Origin of the sequence: Streptomyces echinatus (genome assembly GCF_014203595.1) — a bacterium.
Lineage (GTDB): Bacteria > Actinomycetota > Actinomycetes > Streptomycetales > Streptomycetaceae > Streptomyces > Streptomyces echinatus.
Genome location: NZ_JACHJK010000008.1, coordinates 23037 through 40413, shown reverse-complemented (window position 1 = coordinate 40413; position 17377 = coordinate 23037). Strand labels below are relative to the sequence as shown.

The following is a 17377-nucleotide window of genomic DNA, read 5'->3' as shown; positions in this document are numbered from 1 at the left end:
CGGCGCACGCGCAAAGCCCCCGGCCGTCGGCCGGGGGCTTTGCGCGTCAGCGGCGCAACTCGGGGTCCAGCCAGGCCAGATGGGGCACGACGGTGTCGAGCAGCTGGGCGCCGGCCATGGCGGCATTGGGAACCGTTCCCGGGCGGTGGGCGACCAGCCGGACCCGGTTGACGCCCGCGACCTTCAGGGTCTGTGTCTCCGGGGAACCGAAACGTACGTGCCGGGTGCCCTGGGGAACACCGTCGAGATAGACCTCGAACGTTCCGGTCTCGCTTTCGTCCGGGCTGGAATCGAGTACCGCCATTCTCAGCGTGAGGGTGCGATAACCGCCGCCCAGGTTGAAGGAGACCACGCTCTGCGGTTTTTCCCCGGGCGCGTTGTTGCAGTACGCGGAACAGACGAACGTGACGCTGTGATCGTAGGAGGTGCCGCCCACGACCGCCGTGGCGTCGACCTCGGTGTCCGAGTCCGCGTCTTCGACCGTGCCCAGCTCCGAGAGGTACCGGCGGTCCGACACCGGGGAGGGCGGGGGTCCGGAGGACTCCGTCTCGTCGGGCGGGACGGGTGTCTCGGACGGCGCGGTGCTCGTGGGACCGGCCGGGACCGGTGGAGCGCCGGTGGGCACCGCTTGTGTCTGTTCGCTGGTGTTGTCCCTGCCGCAGTTGATCGTGTTCTGGCACGAGTTGGTGTCGCCGCACCCCGCGACACCGGCGGCGGCCAGCCAGGCCGCCGCCAGGTACACGGCCGGCCGTACCGCCCTAGCCGGCCGCCGCACCCGTCCCCCCGCTCGCGGGAGAGGCCGACGCCGGCGGGTCGATGTGGATCTCGTTGCCCTTGCCGCAGTTCTGCACGGTCTGCGCCTCGTTCTTGCAGGCGTTGGTCTCCGACGGGCCGCCCCAGAGAGCGATGACCGCCGCGATGACCGCCGCGGCACCGGTGATGATCGCCCCGATAAGGATCGCCTTGCTTTGAGTCACCGCAGCACTCCCTGCCCCCACCTGGTCTTGGCCGGATTGTGGCACGCGGAAGTACTCGCGATTCCGCGGGAGTTGACGGATTCGATCACGTATCCGGCATTGATCGGCGAATCCGCTGATCCGAGGTGTGCATGCGCCGTGCATTCACTCGATGCGTGGCCGGAATCACATTCCGCGAGGCATTCACCCCCGGTGAATGAGCGGTCGGTCATTTGTTATTCCGTTCATGACAAATTGCCGCCGCGACAGCGACGGCCGTTCACCTGATCCTGGATCTGACGCGTCGCGCGGCGCCTCCCCGGAGCAGCTGTCACCCCCGGTGCACGCCGACGGGCGGCCACGTCGGGGAATACGCCTGTCACGACGGGTGCTCACGTTTTCGGAGGTACGACGATGACGACCGAAGAGCCGCAGTACCGGATCGAGCACGACTCGATGGGCGAGGTCCGGGTCCCGGCCCATGCCAAGTGGCGGGCGCAGACGCAGCGCGCCGTCGAGAACTTCCCGGTCTCCGGGCAGCGGATCGAACGCGCGCACATCGAGGCGCTGGCCCGCGTGAAGGCGGCGGCGGCGAAGGTGAACGCCGAGCTGGGCGTGCTGGACAAGGAGGTCGCCGAGGCGATCCAGGAGGCGGCCGGCGAGGTCGCCGCGGGGAAGTGGGACGAGCACTTCCCGGTGGACGTCTTCCAGACGGGTTCCGGCACCTCGTCCAACATGAACACCAACGAGGTCATCGCGACGCTGGCGACCGAGCGGCTCGGCCGGGACGTGCATCCCAACGACCATGTCAACGCCTCGCAGTCGTCCAACGACGTCTTCCCGTCCTCCATCCACATCGCGGCCACCGCGGCCGTCACCCACGACCTGATCCCGGCCCTGGAGCACCTCGCCGCATCCCTGGAGCGCAAGTCCGCGGAGTTCGCCGACGTGGTGAAGTCCGGGCGTACGCACCTGATGGACGCGACGCCCGTGACGCTCGGGCAGGAGTTCGGCGGATACGCGGCCCAGGTGCGGTACGGCGTCGAGCGGCTGCGCGCCTCGCTGCCCCGGCTGGCCGAACTGCCGCTCGGCGGCACGGCGGTCGGCACGGGCATCAACACCCCGCCCGGATTCTCCGCCGCCGTCATCGAGGAGGTCGCCCGGACCACCGGACTTCCGCTCACCGAGGCCCGCGACCACTTCGAGGCGCAGGGCGCCCGGGACGGCGTCGTGGAGACCAGCGGGCAGCTGCGCACCATCGCGGTCGGCCTGACAAAGATCGCCAACGATCTGCGCTGGATGTCGTCCGGCCCGCGCACGGGCCTCGCCGAGATCCGGCTGCCCGACCTCCAGCCCGGCTCGTCGATCATGCCGGGCAAGGTCAACCCCGTCGTACCCGAGGCCGTGCTGATGGTCGCCGCCCAGGTCATCGGCAACGACGCCACCATCACCACGGCCGGTGCCGCCGGGAACTTCGAGCTGAACGTGATGCTCCCGGTCATCGCCAAGAACGTGCTCGAATCGATCCGGCTGCTCGGCAACGTCTCGCGGCTGCTCGCCGACCGGACGGTCGACGGCATCACCGCCGACCGCGAACGCGCCCGCGAGTACGCCGAGTCGTCCCCGTCCGTGGTGACCCCGCTGAACAAGTACATCGGCTACGAGGAGGCCGCGAAGGTCGCCAAGAAGTCCCTCGCCGAGCGGAAGACGATCCGCGAAGTCGTCCTGGAGGGCGGCTACGTGGAGCGCGGCGACCTGACGCCGCAGCAGCTCGACGAGGCGCTGGACGTCCTGCGGATGACCCGCCCGTGACCGGCGGCGAACCTTTCCGGCCAACCGGACCGCCGTGACGCGCGCCGCAGCGTCGTATGCCCGTGGCACCTAATATCTGTGCATGACGGACGACGGAGCGATGACACGAGGGGCGGCGGGACCCGCGACGCGCTGGGCCCCGGGGACACACATCCTGTGGCGCTACCGGGAGAACGGGGGCCCGCGCTTCCACATCGCCCGGCCCGTCACCGTCGTACGTGACGACGCCGAGGTGCTGGCGGTGTGGCTGGCCCCCGGCACCGACTGCGTGAAGCCGGTCCTGACCGACGGCACGGCCGTGCACCAGGAGCCGCTGGAGTCCCGCTACACCAAGCCGCGCACGGTGCAGCGGGACCGCTGGTTCGGCACGGGCGTGCTGAAACTGGCCCAGCCCGGCAGGCCCTGGTCGGTATGGCTGTTCTGGGACCCGGGCTGGCGGTTCAAGAACTGGTACGTCAACCTGGAGCAGCCGCTGTCCCGGTGGGCGGGCGGGGTGGACTCCGAGGACCACTTCCTGGACATCTCCGTACACCCGGACCGCAGTTGGCACTGGCGGGACGAGGACGAGTTCGCGCAGGCCCAGCGGGACGGGCTGATGGACGCGGGGACCGCCGGACGGGTGCGGGCGGCCGGCCGGGACGCGGTGGAAGTGGTCCGCGCGTGGGGGGCGCCGTTCTCGGACGGCTGGCAGCACTGGCGCCCGGACCCGGCCTGGGCGGTACCTTCTCTCCCCGAGGACTGGGACCGCACCCCCGCGCACCTGTCCTCATGAGACCCTTGATGTGCCCCAGGGCAAGAACCGTAGGATCGTCCTCCGCAAGGGGCGTTAGTGCAACTCCCGGCGCACCTGCCGGGCTTGACCGATCGTCACCGAGGGGCGGCTGGACGTGAGCGAGGGGTACGAGGGCGGCACCACCGCTGAGTGCGGCGGCCGCGCGAACGGCAGGGGAACAACCTCCGTCCCCGCGCGGATTCCGTTCCTGGGGCACGTATTGCGGGTATCGGGACTTCGGCGGGACCAACTGCGCGCCCGGCGTACCCGGCGCACAGCCCCGGACGGACGGATGCGACACGCGTGACGGAGCAGCCCACCTCCTTCGAACGCCCCCAGCCGGGCGTCGACCCCGCGGAGGCCCGCGGGGCGCTCCTGCGTACCTCGAAACAGCTCGGCAACCCGGCCTTACCCACGCAGGCCCGGGCCGACACGACGCCCTCGGGTCCGGGCACGGCCACGCCCCGTGGCAAGGGAAAGGACGGCATGGGGAAGGAGCCCCCGGTCAACGGCCCCGAGCACTCCCAGCCCGCCACCGCCGAAGCCGGCGCCCATCGTCCGCGCCCCGCGCCGGAGGCCATTCCCGCGCAGCCCGGCGCCGCGCAGGAGCGGACGCCGAGCGGTGAGGAGCGCCGTACCGGGCGGGGACTGCCGCCGGGACGGCCGATGCCGATGCGGCGGGACGGCGACCGGCTCAGGTTCGTGGGCGCGGCGACCCGGCGGATCGCCCGCGGCATCGACCTGGACGAGATCGTGATGGGACTGTGCCGGGCCACCGTGCCGACGTTCTCGGACGCGATCCTGGTCTATCTGCGCGACCCGCTGCCGGTCGGTGACGAGCGGCCCACCGGCCCGGTGGTGCTGCGGCTGCGCCGCACCGACCGGATACCGGAGGAGCGGGACACCGACGGGGTACTGCTGCCGTCGGCGTTCGAACCGGAACCGGAGGCGTCCGCGCTGGCGGATCTGTCGACGCTCACCACGGAGCTCTGCGAGGTGCGGCCGGGCGGCGCGCTGAACGAGGTGCTGCGCGGGGTGCGGCCGGTGTTCGCCGACGCGCCCGCGGCCCGGGCCGCGCTGCCCGAGCTGCTCGGCGAGGGCGGTGAGGCGGTCGTGCCGAGCGGGCAGCACGCGATCCTCGCGCCGCTGCGCGGCCGGCGCCGGGTGATCGGCGCGGCCCTGTTCCTGCGCCGCCCGGAGCGGCTCGCGTTCGAGGCGGACGACCTGCTGGTGGCCGCCCAGCTGGCCACGCACAGCGCGCTCGGCATCGACAAGGCGGTGCTGTACGGCCGTGAGGCGTACATCGCCGACGAGCTGCAGCGCACCATGCTGCCCGAGACCCTGCCCCGGCCGACCGGCGTCCGGCTGGCCTCCCGGTATCTGCCGGCGGCGGAGACCGCGCGGGTCGGCGGCGACTGGTACGACGCGATCCCGCTGCCGGGCAGCCGGGTCGCGCTGGTGGTCGGCGACGTGATGGGCCACTCGATGACGTCGGCGGCGATCATGGGGCAGCTGCGCACCACCGCGCAGACCCTGGCCGGGCTCGACCTGCCGCCGCAGGAGGTGCTGCACCACCTGGACGAGCAGGCGCAGCGCCTGGGCACCGACCGCATGGCGACCTGTCTGTACGCCGTCTACGACCCGGTCACGCACCGCATCACGATCGCCAACGCCGGCCATCCGCCGCCGGTGCTGCTGCACCTGGGCGGGCGGGCCGAGGTGCTGCGGGTGCCGCCGGGCGCGCCGATCGGGGTCGGCGGGGTGGACTTCGAAGCGGTGGAGCTGGACGCGCCCGCCGGGGCGACCCTGCTGCTGTACACCGACGGGCTGGTGGAGTCCCGGCTGCGGGACGTGTGGACCGGCATAGAGCAGTTGCGGGAGAAGCTCGCCGCGACCGCCCAGCTGACCGGCCCGGACCATCCGCCGCCGCTGGAAGCGCTGTGCGACGAGGTGCTGGACATGCTCGGTCCGGGCGACCGGGACGACGACATCGCGCTGCTCGCGGCCCGGTTCGACGGGATCGCGCCGAGCGATGTCGCGTACTGGACGCTGGAGCCGGAGGAGACGGCGCCCGGCCAGGCCCGCCGGCTGGCCCGGCGGGCGCTTGCCCGGTGGGACCTGGAGGACCTGTCGGACTCGGTGGAGCTGCTGGTCAGCGAGGTCGTGACGAACGCCGTGCGGTACGCGTCCCGGCCGGTGACCCTGCGGCTGCTGCGGACGCACGTGCTGCGCTGCGAGGTCGGTGACGACGTGCCGCAGCTGCCGCGGCTCAGGCAGGCGCGGGCCACGGACGAGGGCGGGCGCGGCCTGTACCTCGTCAACAAGCTGGCCCGGCGCTGGGGCGCGACCCGGCTGAGCACCGGCAAGGTGGTCTGGTTCGAGCTGAACCGCGGCTGAGTCCCGCCGGCGGACGACGCCGAAGGGGGCGCCCGGAGTACTCCGGGCGCCCCCTTCGTGTGTGGCCCTACTGCCCCAACTGGCCGAGGTCGCCGTCGGGGTCGAGCGGATCCTCCGTCGCGGGGTCCGTCGGCGGCGCGCTGCTGGAGGGCGTCTGCGACGGTGTCTGCGAGGGGGTCTGGGACGGCGTGTGCGAGGGGGTCCGGGACGGCGTGTGCGAGGGGGACGGCGGTTCGGACGTCGGCGGCTCGCTGCTGGGCGTCTGTGACGGCGTCTGGCTCGGGCTGTGCGTCCAGCTCGGCGTCTCGGTCGGCGCGACGGCGGCGCCCTGGGTGGTGTCCAGGTCGAACTCGGCCTTGGCCGTCACACCGAAGGTGTACGCGGCCCAGATCTCCGCGGGGTAGCCGCCGCCGTTGATCCGGCCGGGGGCCGGCAGGCCGGTCGCCCACCTCATGGTCACGTGCGCCTTGGTCTTCGGGTCCTCGCCGAACAGGCCGACGGAGGTGACCAGGTCGGGGGTGTAGCCGGTGAACCAGGCCGACTTGTTCTCGTCGGAGGTACCGGTCTTGCCCGCGACCTGCTGGCCGTCGCGCAGCGGGTTGCTGGCCACGGACGTCTTGGCCGTGCCGTCGTCGACCACGCCGGTGAGCACCGAGGTGACGGTGTCGGCGGCCGTGCGGCTGATCACCGGGCCGCCGATGGGGTCCGGGATGTCGACCGTGCGGTCCTTCTGCTCCGCCGACTTGATGATGCTCGGGGTCACCTTGTTGCCGTGGTTGGCGAAGGTGGCGTAGATCCCGGCCATCTCCAGGGGGCTGGCGCCCATCGAGCCCAGCGTCTGGGCGGGCACCGCCTGCATGCCCTTGGTGTCCATGCCGAGCTTGTTGGCCGTGCCCATGACCTCGTCCATGCCCACGTCCACGCCCATCTGTGCGAAGACGGAGTTGACGGACTTGTTCATCGCCTGCTGCACGGTGATGTCGTCGTAGTCGACGTCGTCCTCGTTCGGCGGGGCGAAGCCGACCTTGCGGCCGTGGTCCTGGACCTGGTGGCGGCTGGTGCCGTCGTACAGGGTGTCGGCGGTGATCGGCTTGCCGTCCTGCGTGGTGGCGTTGTGCTCCAGCGCGGCGGCGAGGATGACCGGCTTGAACGTCGAGGCCGGCTGGTAGTCCTTGCGGGTCGCGTTGTTGTAGTAGTGCTCGTAGTAGTTCTGGCCGCCGTAGAGCGCGACGATCCTGCCGGTCTTGGGGTCGACGGAGACGGCGCCGGGCTGGATGTCGCCGTCGACCTTGCGCTTCTTCTTGTCGAGCTTGCTGGTCAGCCTGGTCTTGACGGCCTTCTCCAGCGCCGCCTGCTTCTTCCGGTCGACGTTGAGGGTGATGGTCCAGCCGTTCTCGACGACCGCGCCCTCGGCCTGCGACTGGGTCAGGCCCTGTTCCGCCATGAGCTGGTGCTCCAGCTGCTGGTTGGCGAGTTCGACCAGGTAGCCCTTCTGTCCGTCGAGGCCCGGGGCGCCCTTGGGTTCCATGATCTTGGGGAAGTGCATGGCGTCCCGCTTGGCCTTGGGCAGCCAGCCCTCCTCGACCATGTTGTCGAGGACGTAGTTCCAGCGGGCCGTGACCAGTTTCTTGCCGGTGGGGCCGGCGACCGCCCAGTCGTACTGGCTCGGTGCCTGGAGCAGCGCGGCGAGGTAGGCGCCCTGCTGGACGGAGAGGTCCTCGGCGTCGACGCGGAAGTAGGCCTGGGCGGCGGCCTGGATGCCGTAGGCGTTGCGGCCGTAGTAGCTGGTGTTGATGTAGCCGGCGAGGATGTCGTCCTTGGACTTCTCTCGGTCCACCTTCAGCGAGATGACCAGTTCCTTCAGCTTGCGCGTGACGGTCTGGTCCTGGTTGAGGTAGAAGTTCTTCACGTACTGCTGGGTGATCGTGGAGCCACCCTGCTTGCCCTTGCCGGACAGCGTGTTGAGCAGACCGCGGGCCGTGCCTTTGAAGTCGACGCCGGCGTCGTGGTAGAAGCTCTTGTTCTCCGCGGCGACGAAGGTCAGCTGGACCTTGCGGGGCACCTTGGAGAGGTCGACGATCTCGCGGTTGACCTCGCCGTCGCGGGCCAGGATCGTTCCGTCGCTGAACTTGTAGATGTTGCTCTGCCGCTGGGCGGCGGCGTTGCCCTCGGGGACGTCCACGTACAGGTACAGACCGATGAAGCCCAGGATGCCCAGCAGACACACTCCGAAGAAGGTCCCGAGGATCTTCTTCCAGCCGAATATCCGGCGTATGAGGCTCTTGGGCGGCTTGGCGCCCGCCGCCGGCTTGCCGCCGGCCGTGGGTTTGCCGCCGGCCCCGGCGGTACTGCCGGCCGCGGGTGCGCCGCCGGCCGTCGACGCGCTGCCGGCCTCCGGAGCGGAGCGGCGGCGCTTGGGCGCCGCGCGGTGGCCGCCGCGCTGTCGCGCTCGTCTCTCTTCCGCTCGTCCCATGGGTCCCTACGCTCGCTTCCGTCTCGGGGTCAGCTCCGAAAGCTAACACCCCTCTATATGACAAAGGGCGTCCGATCCGCTCTTTTACGGACGTGACAATCAGCACCCGCCCCACCGGAACCGACGGCTGACACTGGCGCAGGGTTGCCTGTCGGATTAAAGTGATATCACTTAGCTAGAAGTCAGCTAAGCGCTACGAGAACGGGGGACCCCTATGTCCACGCCCACGCCGGCCGCCACCGCCGACGTCCCCGAGATGCCCGCGCCGCGGGTGCGGGAGTTCACCGCCCACAGCATCGGCGGCGGGCTCGCCCTGCTGCTGGGCCTCGTCGGGCTCGGCGGCGCCGTGGCGCTGTTCGCCGCCGCCTCGGCCGTCTCCGCCGCCGGCGCCAAGGGCGGGCTCATCGCCGCCGGTGTCGTCGTCTTCCTCGCGGCCGTCATCGCCATGCGCGGCCTGAACACGGTCGCGCCGGGCGAGGCCAGAGTCGTCCAGCTGTTCGGCCGCTACCGGGGCACGATCCGGCAGGACGGACTGCGCTGGGTGAACCCCTTCACCTCGCGGACCCGCATCTCCACCCGGGTGCGCAACCACGAGACCGCCGTCCTGAAGGTCAACGACGCCTACGGCAACCCGATCGAGCTGGCCGCTGTCGTGGTGTGGAAGGTCCAGGACACCGCCCAGGCCACCTTCGAGGTGGACGACTACTCCGAGTTCGTCGCCACGCAGACGGAGACGGCCGTCCGGCACATCGCCATCGAGTACCCGTACGACGCCCATGAAGAGGACGGCCTGTCGCTGCGCGGCAACGCCGAGGAGATCACCGAGAAGCTCGCCGTCGAGCTCCAGGTGCGGGTCGAGGCGGCCGGAGTGCAGATCATCGAGTCGCGCTTCACGCATCTCGCGTACGCTCCCGAGATCGCCTCGGCGATGCTGCAGCGGCAGCAGGCGGGGGCGGTCGTCGCGGCCCGGCGGCAGATCGTCGACGGCGCCGTGGGGATGGTCGAGGCGGCGCTCGCCCGGATCTCGGAGGCGGACATCGTGGAGCTGGACGAGGAGCGGAAGGCGGCGATGGTGTCGAACCTGATGGTGGTGCTCTGCGGGGACCGCGCCCCGCAGCCGGTCCTGAACACGGGAACGCTCTACCAGTGACGGACTCTCCGGAGACTCCGCGGCGCCGGCCGCAGCAGCGCAAGCAGGTGCTGCTGCGGCTGGACCCGTCGGTGTACGAGGCGCTGGCCCGGTGGGCCGGGGACGAACTGCGGTCGGCCAACGCACAGATCGAGTTCCTGCTGCGCAGGGCGCTGGCCGAGGCGGGGCGGCTGCCCCGGGAGGCGGGTCCGCTGCCGCGCCGGGGACGGCCCCCCGGCGACAGCGCCTCCCCGCCCCCGTCGGCCTGACCGGCCCCGCCCCCTCAGGGGACGGGGCCGGCGGTCGTTACCGAACCATGACAATGGCGCCCCACCTGCGAGGCCGTACCGCCCGCCATGATCTGCACACTCGGCGTATACATGCCGCGTATACACCATGTGTAGAGTGCTCGCATGTCCATCGGTCACACCCTCCTAGGGCTCCTGGAGTCCGGCCCGCGCCACGGCTACGACCTCAAGCGGGCCTTCGACGAGAAGTTCGGTCACGACCGGCCGCTGCACTACGGCCAGGTCTACTCGACGATGTCCCGGCTGCTGAAGCACGGGCTCGTGGAAGTCGACGGGATCGAGGCGGGTGGCGGCCCCGAGCGCAAGCGGTACGCCATCACCGACGCCGGCGTCACCGACGTCGAGCGCTGGCTCGCCACCCCGGAGAAGCCGGAGGAGTACCTCCAGTCGACCCTCTACACCAAGGTCGTCCTCGCGCTCCTCACCCACCGCGACGCGGCCGACATCCTCGACACCCAGCGGGCCGAGCACCTGCGCAGCATGCGCATCCTGACCGACCGCAAGCGCAAGGGCGACCTCGCGGACCAGCTGATCTGCGACCACGCCCTGTTCCACCTGGAGGCCGACCTGCGCTGGCTGGAGCTGACCGCGGCACGCCTCGACCGGCTCCGTGAGGCGGTGGCCAAGTGACTCCTCCCCCCGGCTCCCTGCTGTCCGCCGACAACCTGCGCAAGTCCTACGGCCCCACGGTCGCGCTCGACGGCGCCGAGTTCTCCATCCACGCCGGCGAGGTCGTCGCCGTGATGGGCCCCTCCGGCTCCGGCAAGTCGACGCTCCTGCACTGTCTCGCCGGCATCGTGCCGCCCGACTCCGGGTCCATCACCTACGACGGCCACGAACTGGCCGGCATGAACGACGCCCGCCGCAGCGCCCTGCGCCGCAGCGAGTTCGGGTTCGTGTTCCAGTTCGGCCAGCTGGTCCCGGAGCTGACCTGCGTGGAGAACGTGGCCCTGCCGCTGCGGCTCAACGGCACCTCCCGCAAGGAGGCCGAGCGGGCCGCGCTCGGCTGGATGGAGCGCCTGGAGGTGGACGGCCTCAAGGGCAAGCGGCCCGGCGAGGTCTCCGGCGGCCAGGGACAGCGGGTCGCGGTGGCCCGGGCCCTGGTCACCGGCCCCCGGGTGGTGTTCGCCGACGAGCCCACCGGCGCGCTGGACTCCCTCAACGGCGAGCGCGTGATGGAGCTGCTGACCGACGCGGCCCGCTCCACCAACGCCGCCGTGGTGCTGGTCACCCACGAGGCCCGGGTGGCCGCCTACTCCGACCGCGAGATCGTCGTCCGCGACGGCAGGTCCCGGGACATGGAGCGGGCCATATGAACGTGCGGACGGGGCACCTCCCGCGCGAGCGAAGCCGAGCGTGGGGAAGGTCCAGGGACCTGGGTCTCGGGGCCCGGTTCGCCTTCACCGGCGGGCGCGAGGGCTGGATCCGGATGCTGCTGACGGCGGTCGGCGTCGGCCTCGGCGTTGCGCTGCTGCTGCTGACGACCGCGATCCCGAACGCGCTGTCGGTACGGCACGAGCGCGACGAGGCCCGTCTGGACTACACCTACGGCCCCAACCGGCCCAAGGCCGCCGACACCCTGGTGATCTCCGACGCCGACACCACGTTCCACGGCAGCGACGTCCGGGGCCGGCTGGTGGAGCCGGAGGGACCGCGGGCACCTGTCGCCCCCGGCCTGGCGAAGTACCCGGCGCCGGGCGACATGGTCGTCTCCCCCGCGCTGAAGGAACTCCTCGGCTCCTCGGACGGGAAGCTGCTGCGCGAGCGGCTGCCGTACCGCGTCGTCGGGACCATCGGCGAGAGCGGCCTCGTCGGCTCGCACGAACTCGCCTACTACGCCGGTGTGAAGAACCTGGCCCCGCGGATCAACGGCTGGCAGACGGCCCGGATCGCCAAGTTCGGTCCGCTGCAGCCGACGAAGGCGCGCGGGCTGGACCCGGTCCTGCTGCTGCTGGTGCTGGTCGTCTTCGTGGTGCTGCTGATGCCGGTCGCCGTGTTCATCGCCGCCGCCGTACGGTTCGGCGGGGAGCGGCGCGACCGCAGACTGGCCGCGCTGCGGCTGGTGGGCTCCGACAGCCGGTCGACCCGGCGGATCGCGGCGGGCGAGGCACTCGCCGGCTCGCTGGTCGGTCTGGTCTTCGGCACCGTCTTCTTCCTGCTCGGCCGTCAGCTCGCGGGCTCGGTCGAGATCATGGGCATCAGCGTCTTCCCCAGCTATCTCGACCCCGCGCCCGCGCTGGCCGCCCTGGTCGCGGTGACCGTTCCGGCGGCGGCGGTGCTGGTCACCCTGTTCGCGCTGCGCCGGGTGGTCATCGAGCCGCTGGGCGTGGTCCGCACGGCCAAGCCCAGGCGCCGCCGGCTGTGGTGGCGGCTGCTGCTGCCGCTCGGCGGCCTCGCGATGCTCTCCCCGATGGTCGGGCAGGGCCGCGACACCTACTTCAACGAGTACCTGGTGATCGGCGGTGTGCTGCTGCTGCTCGTCGGCGTGACGACGCTGCTGCCGTGGATCGTCGAGGCGGTGGTGGCCCGGCTGGGCCCCGGCCCGGTGGCCTGGCAGCTGGCCGTACGGCGCCTGCAGTTGAGCAGCGGCTCGGCGGCCCGCATGGTGAACGGCATCGCGGTCGCGGTGGCCGGGGCGATCGCGATGCAGATGCTGTTCGCGGGCGTCCAGGGCGACTACACCAAGGTCACCGGCCAGGACACCACCCGCGCCCAGATGCAGGTCAACCTCTCCCGCGGCGTTCCCTTCACCACGGCCGCCGGGAAGTTCGCCGCCACCAAGGGCGTGGACAAGGCGATCGCGCTGGGCAGTGCCGAGGTCGGCGACCGGACCTGGCGCGGCAACGGGCCCGCCACCACCACCGGTGTCACGGTCGGCGACTGCGCCGCCCTGCGCGAGGTGGCACGGCTGCCCAGCTGCCACGACGGGGACGTCTTCGTGGCCACCGGCTCCGACAGCGTCTCGGACGCCGACACGGCGAAACTGGCCAAGCCCGGCCGCCGGCTCTGGCTCGACATGACCTACGGCTTCGAACAGCGCCCGGAGGTCACCTGGACCGTACCGGGCGGCCTGAAGCAGGTCCGCTCGATCACCTCCCCGAACGGCAACGAGTTCGGCGGCTTCCTGCTGACCCCGGCCGCCGCGCCCGGGGGCGGAGCGGCGGCGTTCAGCGGGTCGGTGTACGTGTCGGTCGACGACTCGGTCCGCAACGTGCACGAGTACGTGCGCAACACGGCGGCGGCGGTCGATCCGCTGGCGGACGTCATGCTGTGGTCGTCCACCGAGGAGTCGGACAAGTTCACCTCCATCCGCACCGGAACGTTCGTCGGCGCCATCTGCGTGCTGGCACTGATCGGCGTCAGCCTGCTGGTGTCCCAGCTGGAGCAGTTGCGCGAGCGCAGGAAGCTGCTGTCGTCGCTGGTCGCCTTCGGTACCCGGCGGCGCACCCTGAGCATGTCGGTGCTGTGGCAGACGGCGGTCCCGATCGCCCTGGGTCTGCTGCTCGCCTCGGTGGTCGGGCTGACGCTCGGCACGGTGCTGCTGGAGATGGTGGACGCGACGGTGTCCGTCGACTGGGCGAGCGTCCTGTCGATGACCGGCGCCGGCGCGGCGGTGGTCCTCGCGGTCACCCTGCTCAGCCTTCCGCCCCTGCTGCGGATGATGCGCCCGGAGGGCCTGCGCACGGAGTAGCCCGGCGCCCCGAAGGGACGGCGGGGCCGGCGCCCTGAAGAGGCGCGGGGAACTGCGCGAGACGCCCCACCGGCCCGCGGCCGCGCAACCCGGGGCGCAACCCTCCCCGGAGCGCTAGGGGGTTTCGTTTGGATCAGGTCGGATCAGGCCGCGGCGTCCGGTGCGGTGCATCGCAAGGCGGAGGACCATCCGCGTACTGGGCGTACTCGGGTGGTCCGACAACGCGGCGAGGTGCCGTGCCGGGCGTCGCGGACCCGGGCTGATCCAAACGAAACCCCCTAAACGTCGGCGTCCAGCACCCGCACCGGCAGCGCGCGGAGCGCCCCCCGCAGGGCCGCCGCCAGCTCCTCGTACTCGGCGGCCCGGGCCGCGCCGGCCCGCATGGCGAAGGCGACCCGGCGGGTCGGCGCTGGCTCGGCGAAGTAGCCGGTCAGCAACTGGGTGCTGCGGGTCGTCTCCAGCTTCAGAGCGGTGCGCGGGAGCAGGGTGCAGCCGAGGCCGCCCGCGACGAGCTGGACCAGCGTCGACAGTCCGGCGGCCGTGGTGGTGACCGGCGCGTCCGCCCGGCCGGCTTCCCGGCAGATGTCAAGAGCCTGGTCGCGCAGGCAGTGCCCCTCGTCCAGGAGCAGCAGGTTCAGCTCCTTCAGGGCCTCGCGCGGGATGCCCTCCCGGCCGCCGAGCCAGTGGTCCAGCGGGGTGACGAGCACGAAGTCCTCGTCGAAGAGGGGGAGTTCGACGACGCCGGGCACGCCGAGCGGCACCGCCAGCAACAGCAGGTCGAGCCGGCCGGAGTGCAGGCCGTCGATCAGGCTGGCGGTCTGCTCCTCGTGCACCTGGAGGTCGAGGTGCGGATAGCGCTCGTGCACGAGCCGCAGCACGGCCGGCAGGAGGTACGGAGCGACGGTGGGGATCACCCCGAGGCGCAGCGCACCCGTGAAGGGCGCCCGGACCGCCTCGGCCTCCTCCAGCAGCGCGCCGACCGCGTCCAGCACCGCCTTGGTCCGCACGGCCAGCCGCTCCCCCGCGGGCGAGAGCAGCACCTTGCGGGTCGTACGCTCGAGGAGGGTCACGCCGAGGGCCTCCTCCAGCGCCGACACCGCGCCGGAGAGGGCGGGCTGGCTCATCCCGATGGCCGCCGCCGCGTCCCGGAAGTGCAGATGCTCGGCCACGGCGGCGAACGCCCGCAGCTGCGCGAGGCTCGGCTGCCTGCGCTTCCCGTTACCCATGGCCACTGATAGCCACCTCCGATCAACACCACCGAGTGTAGCTATTTCACTAATCAATGCGCCCTGTGCCAACATCGACAGCGTCCAATCCATGGGAAACACCCCAAAAGGGAAGTTTCTTCGCTGCAAGGAGAGCGTGTGCTCACTGTCGGTGACAAGTTCCCCGAGTTCGAACTGACCGCCTGCGTCTCGCTGGAGAAGGGCAAGGAGTTCGAGCAGATCCACCACAAGTCCTACGAGGGCAAGTGGCTGGTCGTGTTCGCATGGCCGAAGGACTTCACCTTCGTCTGCCCGACCGAGATCGCCGCGTTCGGGAAGCTGAACGACGAGTTCGCCGACCGCGACGCCCAGATCCTCGGCTTCTCCGGTGACTCCGAGTTCGTGCACCACGCCTGGCGCAAGGACCACCCGGACCTGACCGACCTGCCGTTCCCGATGCTGGCCGACTCCAAGCACGAGCTGATGCGCGACCTCGGCATCGAGGGCGAGGACGGCTTCGCGCAGCGTGCCGTCTTCATCGTCGACCCGAACCGCGAGATCCAGTTCACGATGGTCACCGCCGGTTCCGTGGGCCGTAACCCCAAGGAGGTCCTGCGGGTCCTCGACGCCCTGCAGACCGACGAGCTGTGCCCGTGCAACTGGAGCAAGGGCGAGGACACCCTCGACCCGGTCGCGCTGCTGGCCGGTGAGTGACCCATGTCGCTCGACTCGCTGAAGTCCCGCGTCCCGGACTACGCCAAGGACCTGAAGCTCAACCTGGGCTCGGTCATCGGCAACTCGGAGCTCCCGGCCCAGCAGCTGTGGGGCACGGTGCTGGCGACCGCCATCGCCTCCCGTTCCCCGATCGTGCTGCGTGAGCTGGAGCCGGAGGCGAAGGCGAACCTCTCGCCGGAGGCGTACCAGGCCGCCAAGGCCGCCGCCGCGGTGATGGCGATGAACAACGTCTTCTACCGGACGCGCCACCTGCTGTCGGACCACGAGTACGGCACCCTGCGCGCGGGCCTGCGGATGAACGTCATCGGCAACCCGGGCGTGGAGAAGGTCGACTTCGAGCTGTGGTCGTTCGCGGTCTCCGCGATCAACGGCTGCGGCATGTGCCTGGACTCGCACGAGCAGGTGCTGCGCAAGGCCGGCGTGGAGCGCGAGACCGTCCAGGAGGCGTTCAAGATCGCTTCCGTGGTCCAGGCGGTCGGCGTCACGCTGGACGCCGAGGCCGTGCTGGCCGAGTAGGCCCTGTCCCGAGGACCCCGCTCACCCCTGGTGAGCGGGGTCCTTCGCGTTCTCCTCCGCGGGTTCGTCCTCGGATCCGGCGGAGTCCCGCTGCTGCATCTCCAGCGAGTACTGCCGCAGATACCCGACCACCGTGTTCGTCACCGCCACCAGCGGTACGGCCACCACCGCGCCGCCGATGCCGGCCACCATGCCGCCGGCGGCCACGGTCAGGACGACCGCCAGCGGGTGCACCCGGACCGCGCGGCCGAGGATGAACGGCTGCAGCACGTGCCCTTCGATCTGCTGGACCGCGAGGACCACCACGAGCGTCATCAGGGCCGTGAACACGCCCTGGGTGACCAGGGCCACGATCACCGCGAGCGCGCCGGAGGCGACCGCGCCGACCAGTGGGATGAACGAGAACAGGAAGATGAACACGGCCAGCGGCACGGCCATCGGCACGTCGAGGAAGTAGATGCCGATGCCGATGAAGATGGCGTCGATGAGGGCGACCAGGACCGTGCCGCGCACATAGGCGGTCAGGGTGCGCCAGGCGCGCGGGCCGGCGCCGGCCACGCCCGGGCGGGCGGCGGCGGGCACCAGTTTCAGGAACCACTCCCAGATGCGCTTGCCGTCGTAGAGCAGGAACAGCGTCGAGAAGAAGACCAGCAGGATGCCGGTGAGGGCCTCGACGATGACCTGGACGCCCTCCAGACCCGCGGACGTTATCTGGTCGGCGTTGGCGCCGATCGCCTCGCGGAGGTTCTTGGCGATCTGGTTGATCTGCTTGTCGGTGACGTGGAAGGGGCTCTTCAGCAGCCAGTTACGGAGGTCGTCGATGCCGCTCTGGATCTGGGTGGAGAGCGTGTCGATGTTCTCCATCACCTGCCAGGACACGAACCAGCCCATGAGGCCGATGACGACGAAGCCGCTGATGGCGGTGAGCGCGGTGGCCGGGCCCCGCGGCACCCCGCGCCGGGTGAGGCGGGCGACCGTCGGCTGGAGCAGGGCGGTGACCAGCAGGGCGATGACGAAGGCGAACACCACCAGCTGGACGGCGCTGATGACCCGCATCAGCACCCAGACCGTGCCGGCCAGCACCAGCAGCCGCCAGCCCGCCTCGGCGGCGACCCGGACACCCCAGGGCACGGCCTCGGCGGGGTCGGGGCGCGGTCCGGAGGGCTGCGCGGTCCGCCGGGCGGCCGGGGCCGTCTCGGCGGGCGGGTCCGCGGGCGTGTCGGCGGGCGTGTCCGCGGGCGCGTCGGCCGGTTCGGGAGCGGCGGAGGCGGCGGGTTCCGCGTGGTCCTTCTCGACCTCCGCCCGGCGCTCGTCCAGACGCTCGCTCATCTCGGTGAGTCCGGCCCCGAGCCGGCCCAGCCACCCTGGCACTCGCGACATGAT

At 71.3% G+C, this 17377-nt stretch carries 15 protein-coding genes; 10 read left to right on the top strand and 5 right to left on the bottom strand.

Annotated elements, in window-relative coordinates:
* Positions 1–46: 46 nt before the first annotated feature.
* Together FHS34_RS22415 and FHS34_RS22410 are read right to left on the bottom strand one after the other, a co-directional pair.
* On the bottom strand, positions 47–742 hold the full coding sequence (locus FHS34_RS22415) for a hypothetical protein (protein WP_184968211.1): 696 nt from the start codon (positions 740–742) through the stop codon (positions 47–49).
* Positions 743–758: 16 nt separating this feature from the next.
* Positions 759–977 (bottom strand): hypothetical protein, encoded by a 219-nt coding sequence (locus tag FHS34_RS22410; protein WP_184968209.1) that lies wholly within the window; start codon positions 975–977, stop codon positions 759–761.
* Positions 978–1370: 393 nt separating this feature from the next.
* On the opposite strand from FHS34_RS22410, the gene FHS34_RS22405 reads away from it, so the two are divergent.
* The 3 genes from FHS34_RS22405 (at position 1371) to FHS34_RS22395 (ending at position 5937) form a co-directional block, all read left to right on the top strand.
* The gene (locus FHS34_RS22405) at positions 1371–2768 is read left to right on the top strand and encodes a class II fumarate hydratase (RefSeq protein ID WP_184968207.1); all 1398 of its coding nucleotides are present in this window, start codon (positions 1371–1373) and stop codon (positions 2766–2768) included.
* A gap of 82 nt (positions 2769–2850) precedes the next feature.
* On the top strand, positions 2851–3540 hold the full coding sequence (fomD, locus tag FHS34_RS22400) for a cytidylyl-2-hydroxypropylphosphonate hydrolase (RefSeq protein ID WP_184968205.1): 690 nt from the start codon (positions 2851–2853) through the stop codon (positions 3538–3540).
* A gap of 303 nt (positions 3541–3843) precedes the next feature.
* The gene (locus FHS34_RS22395) at positions 3844–5937 is read left to right on the top strand and encodes a SpoIIE family protein phosphatase (RefSeq protein ID WP_184968203.1); all 2094 of its coding nucleotides are present in this window, start codon (positions 3844–3846) and stop codon (positions 5935–5937) included.
* A gap of 67 nt (positions 5938–6004) precedes the next feature.
* On the opposite strand, the gene FHS34_RS22390 is transcribed toward FHS34_RS22395, so the two are convergent.
* A complete protein-coding gene (locus FHS34_RS22390) occupies positions 6005–8410 on the bottom strand; it encodes a transglycosylase domain-containing protein (RefSeq protein ID WP_184968201.1) in 2406 nt (801 codons plus the stop codon).
* Between the two features lie 214 nt (positions 8411–8624).
* On the opposite strand from FHS34_RS22390, the gene FHS34_RS22385 reads away from it, so the two are divergent.
* The 5 genes from FHS34_RS22385 to FHS34_RS22365 all read left to right on the top strand — a co-directional run bounded on the left by FHS34_RS22385 (position 8625) and on the right by FHS34_RS22365 (position 13538).
* Positions 8625–9560, top strand: coding sequence for an SPFH domain-containing protein (locus tag FHS34_RS22385; protein ID WP_184968199.1), 936 nt, complete (start codon positions 8625–8627; stop codon positions 9558–9560).
* Positions 9557–9808, top strand: coding sequence for a type II toxin-antitoxin system antitoxin (locus FHS34_RS22380; RefSeq protein WP_184968197.1), 252 nt, complete (start codon positions 9557–9559; stop codon positions 9806–9808). The genes FHS34_RS22385 and FHS34_RS22380 overlap by 4 nt, the downstream gene beginning before the upstream one ends.
* A gap of 144 nt (positions 9809–9952) precedes the next feature.
* Positions 9953–10477 (top strand): PadR family transcriptional regulator, encoded by a 525-nt coding sequence (locus tag FHS34_RS22375; RefSeq protein ID WP_184968195.1) that lies wholly within the window; start codon positions 9953–9955, stop codon positions 10475–10477.
* Positions 10474–11163, top strand: a complete 690-nt coding sequence (locus tag FHS34_RS22370) for an ABC transporter ATP-binding protein (protein WP_184968193.1) — start codon at positions 10474–10476, stop codon at positions 11161–11163. The genes FHS34_RS22375 and FHS34_RS22370 overlap by 4 nt, the downstream gene beginning before the upstream one ends.
* On the top strand, positions 11160–13538 hold the full coding sequence (locus FHS34_RS22365) for an ABC transporter permease (RefSeq protein ID WP_184968191.1): 2379 nt from the start codon (positions 11160–11162) through the stop codon (positions 13536–13538). Before FHS34_RS22370 ends, FHS34_RS22365 begins: the two co-directional genes overlap by 4 nt.
* A gap of 278 nt (positions 13539–13816) precedes the next feature.
* Here the strand turns inward: FHS34_RS22365 and FHS34_RS22360 are convergent, their stop codons facing one another.
* Complete coding sequence (locus FHS34_RS22360; protein ID WP_184968189.1) at positions 13817–14764, bottom strand: LysR substrate-binding domain-containing protein; 948 nt, start codon at positions 14762–14764, stop codon at positions 13817–13819.
* Between the two features lie 138 nt (positions 14765–14902).
* On the opposite strand from FHS34_RS22360, the gene FHS34_RS22355 reads away from it, so the two are divergent.
* Together FHS34_RS22355 and FHS34_RS22350 are read left to right on the top strand one after the other, a co-directional pair.
* Positions 14903–15457 (top strand): peroxiredoxin, encoded by a 555-nt coding sequence (locus FHS34_RS22355; RefSeq protein ID WP_071381327.1) that lies wholly within the window; start codon positions 14903–14905, stop codon positions 15455–15457.
* A gap of 3 nt (positions 15458–15460) precedes the next feature.
* Entirely contained in the window at positions 15461–15994 is a 534-nt protein-coding gene (locus FHS34_RS22350) for an alkyl hydroperoxide reductase (RefSeq protein WP_184968187.1), read from the top strand.
* Positions 15995–16015: 21 nt separating this feature from the next.
* On the opposite strand, the gene FHS34_RS22345 is transcribed toward FHS34_RS22350, so the two are convergent.
* Positions 16016–17374 carry an AI-2E family transporter gene (locus FHS34_RS22345; protein WP_184968185.1) on the bottom strand — a complete coding sequence of 453 codons (1359 nt, stop codon included), beginning with the start codon at positions 17372–17374 and terminating at the stop codon, positions 16016–16018.
* Positions 17375–17377: the final 3 nt, after the last annotated feature.

Coding starts and splice junctions, on each gene's coding strand:
- FHS34_RS22405 (WP_184968207.1), top strand. CDS start 1,371: ATGACGACCGAAGAGCCGCAGTACCGGATCGAGCACGACTCGATGGGC.
- FHS34_RS22390 (WP_184968201.1), bottom strand. CDS start 8,410: ATGGGACGAGCGGAAGAGAGACGAGCGCGACAGCGCGGCGGCCACCGC.
- FHS34_RS22385 (WP_184968199.1), top strand. CDS start 8,625: ATGTCCACGCCCACGCCGGCCGCCACCGCCGACGTCCCCGAGATGCCC.
- FHS34_RS22365 (WP_184968191.1), top strand. CDS start 11,160: ATGAACGTGCGGACGGGGCACCTCCCGCGCGAGCGAAGCCGAGCGTGG.
- FHS34_RS22360 (WP_184968189.1), bottom strand. CDS start 14,764: ATGGGTAACGGGAAGCGCAGGCAGCCGAGCCTCGCGCAGCTGCGGGCG.
- FHS34_RS22375 (WP_184968195.1), top strand. CDS start 9,953: ATGTCCATCGGTCACACCCTCCTAGGGCTCCTGGAGTCCGGCCCGCGC.
- FHS34_RS22345 (WP_184968185.1), bottom strand. CDS start 17,374: ATGTCGCGAGTGCCAGGGTGGCTGGGCCGGCTCGGGGCCGGACTCACC.
- FHS34_RS22350 (WP_184968187.1), top strand. CDS start 15,461: ATGTCGCTCGACTCGCTGAAGTCCCGCGTCCCGGACTACGCCAAGGAC.
- fomD (WP_184968205.1), top strand. CDS start 2,851: ATGACGGACGACGGAGCGATGACACGAGGGGCGGCGGGACCCGCGACG.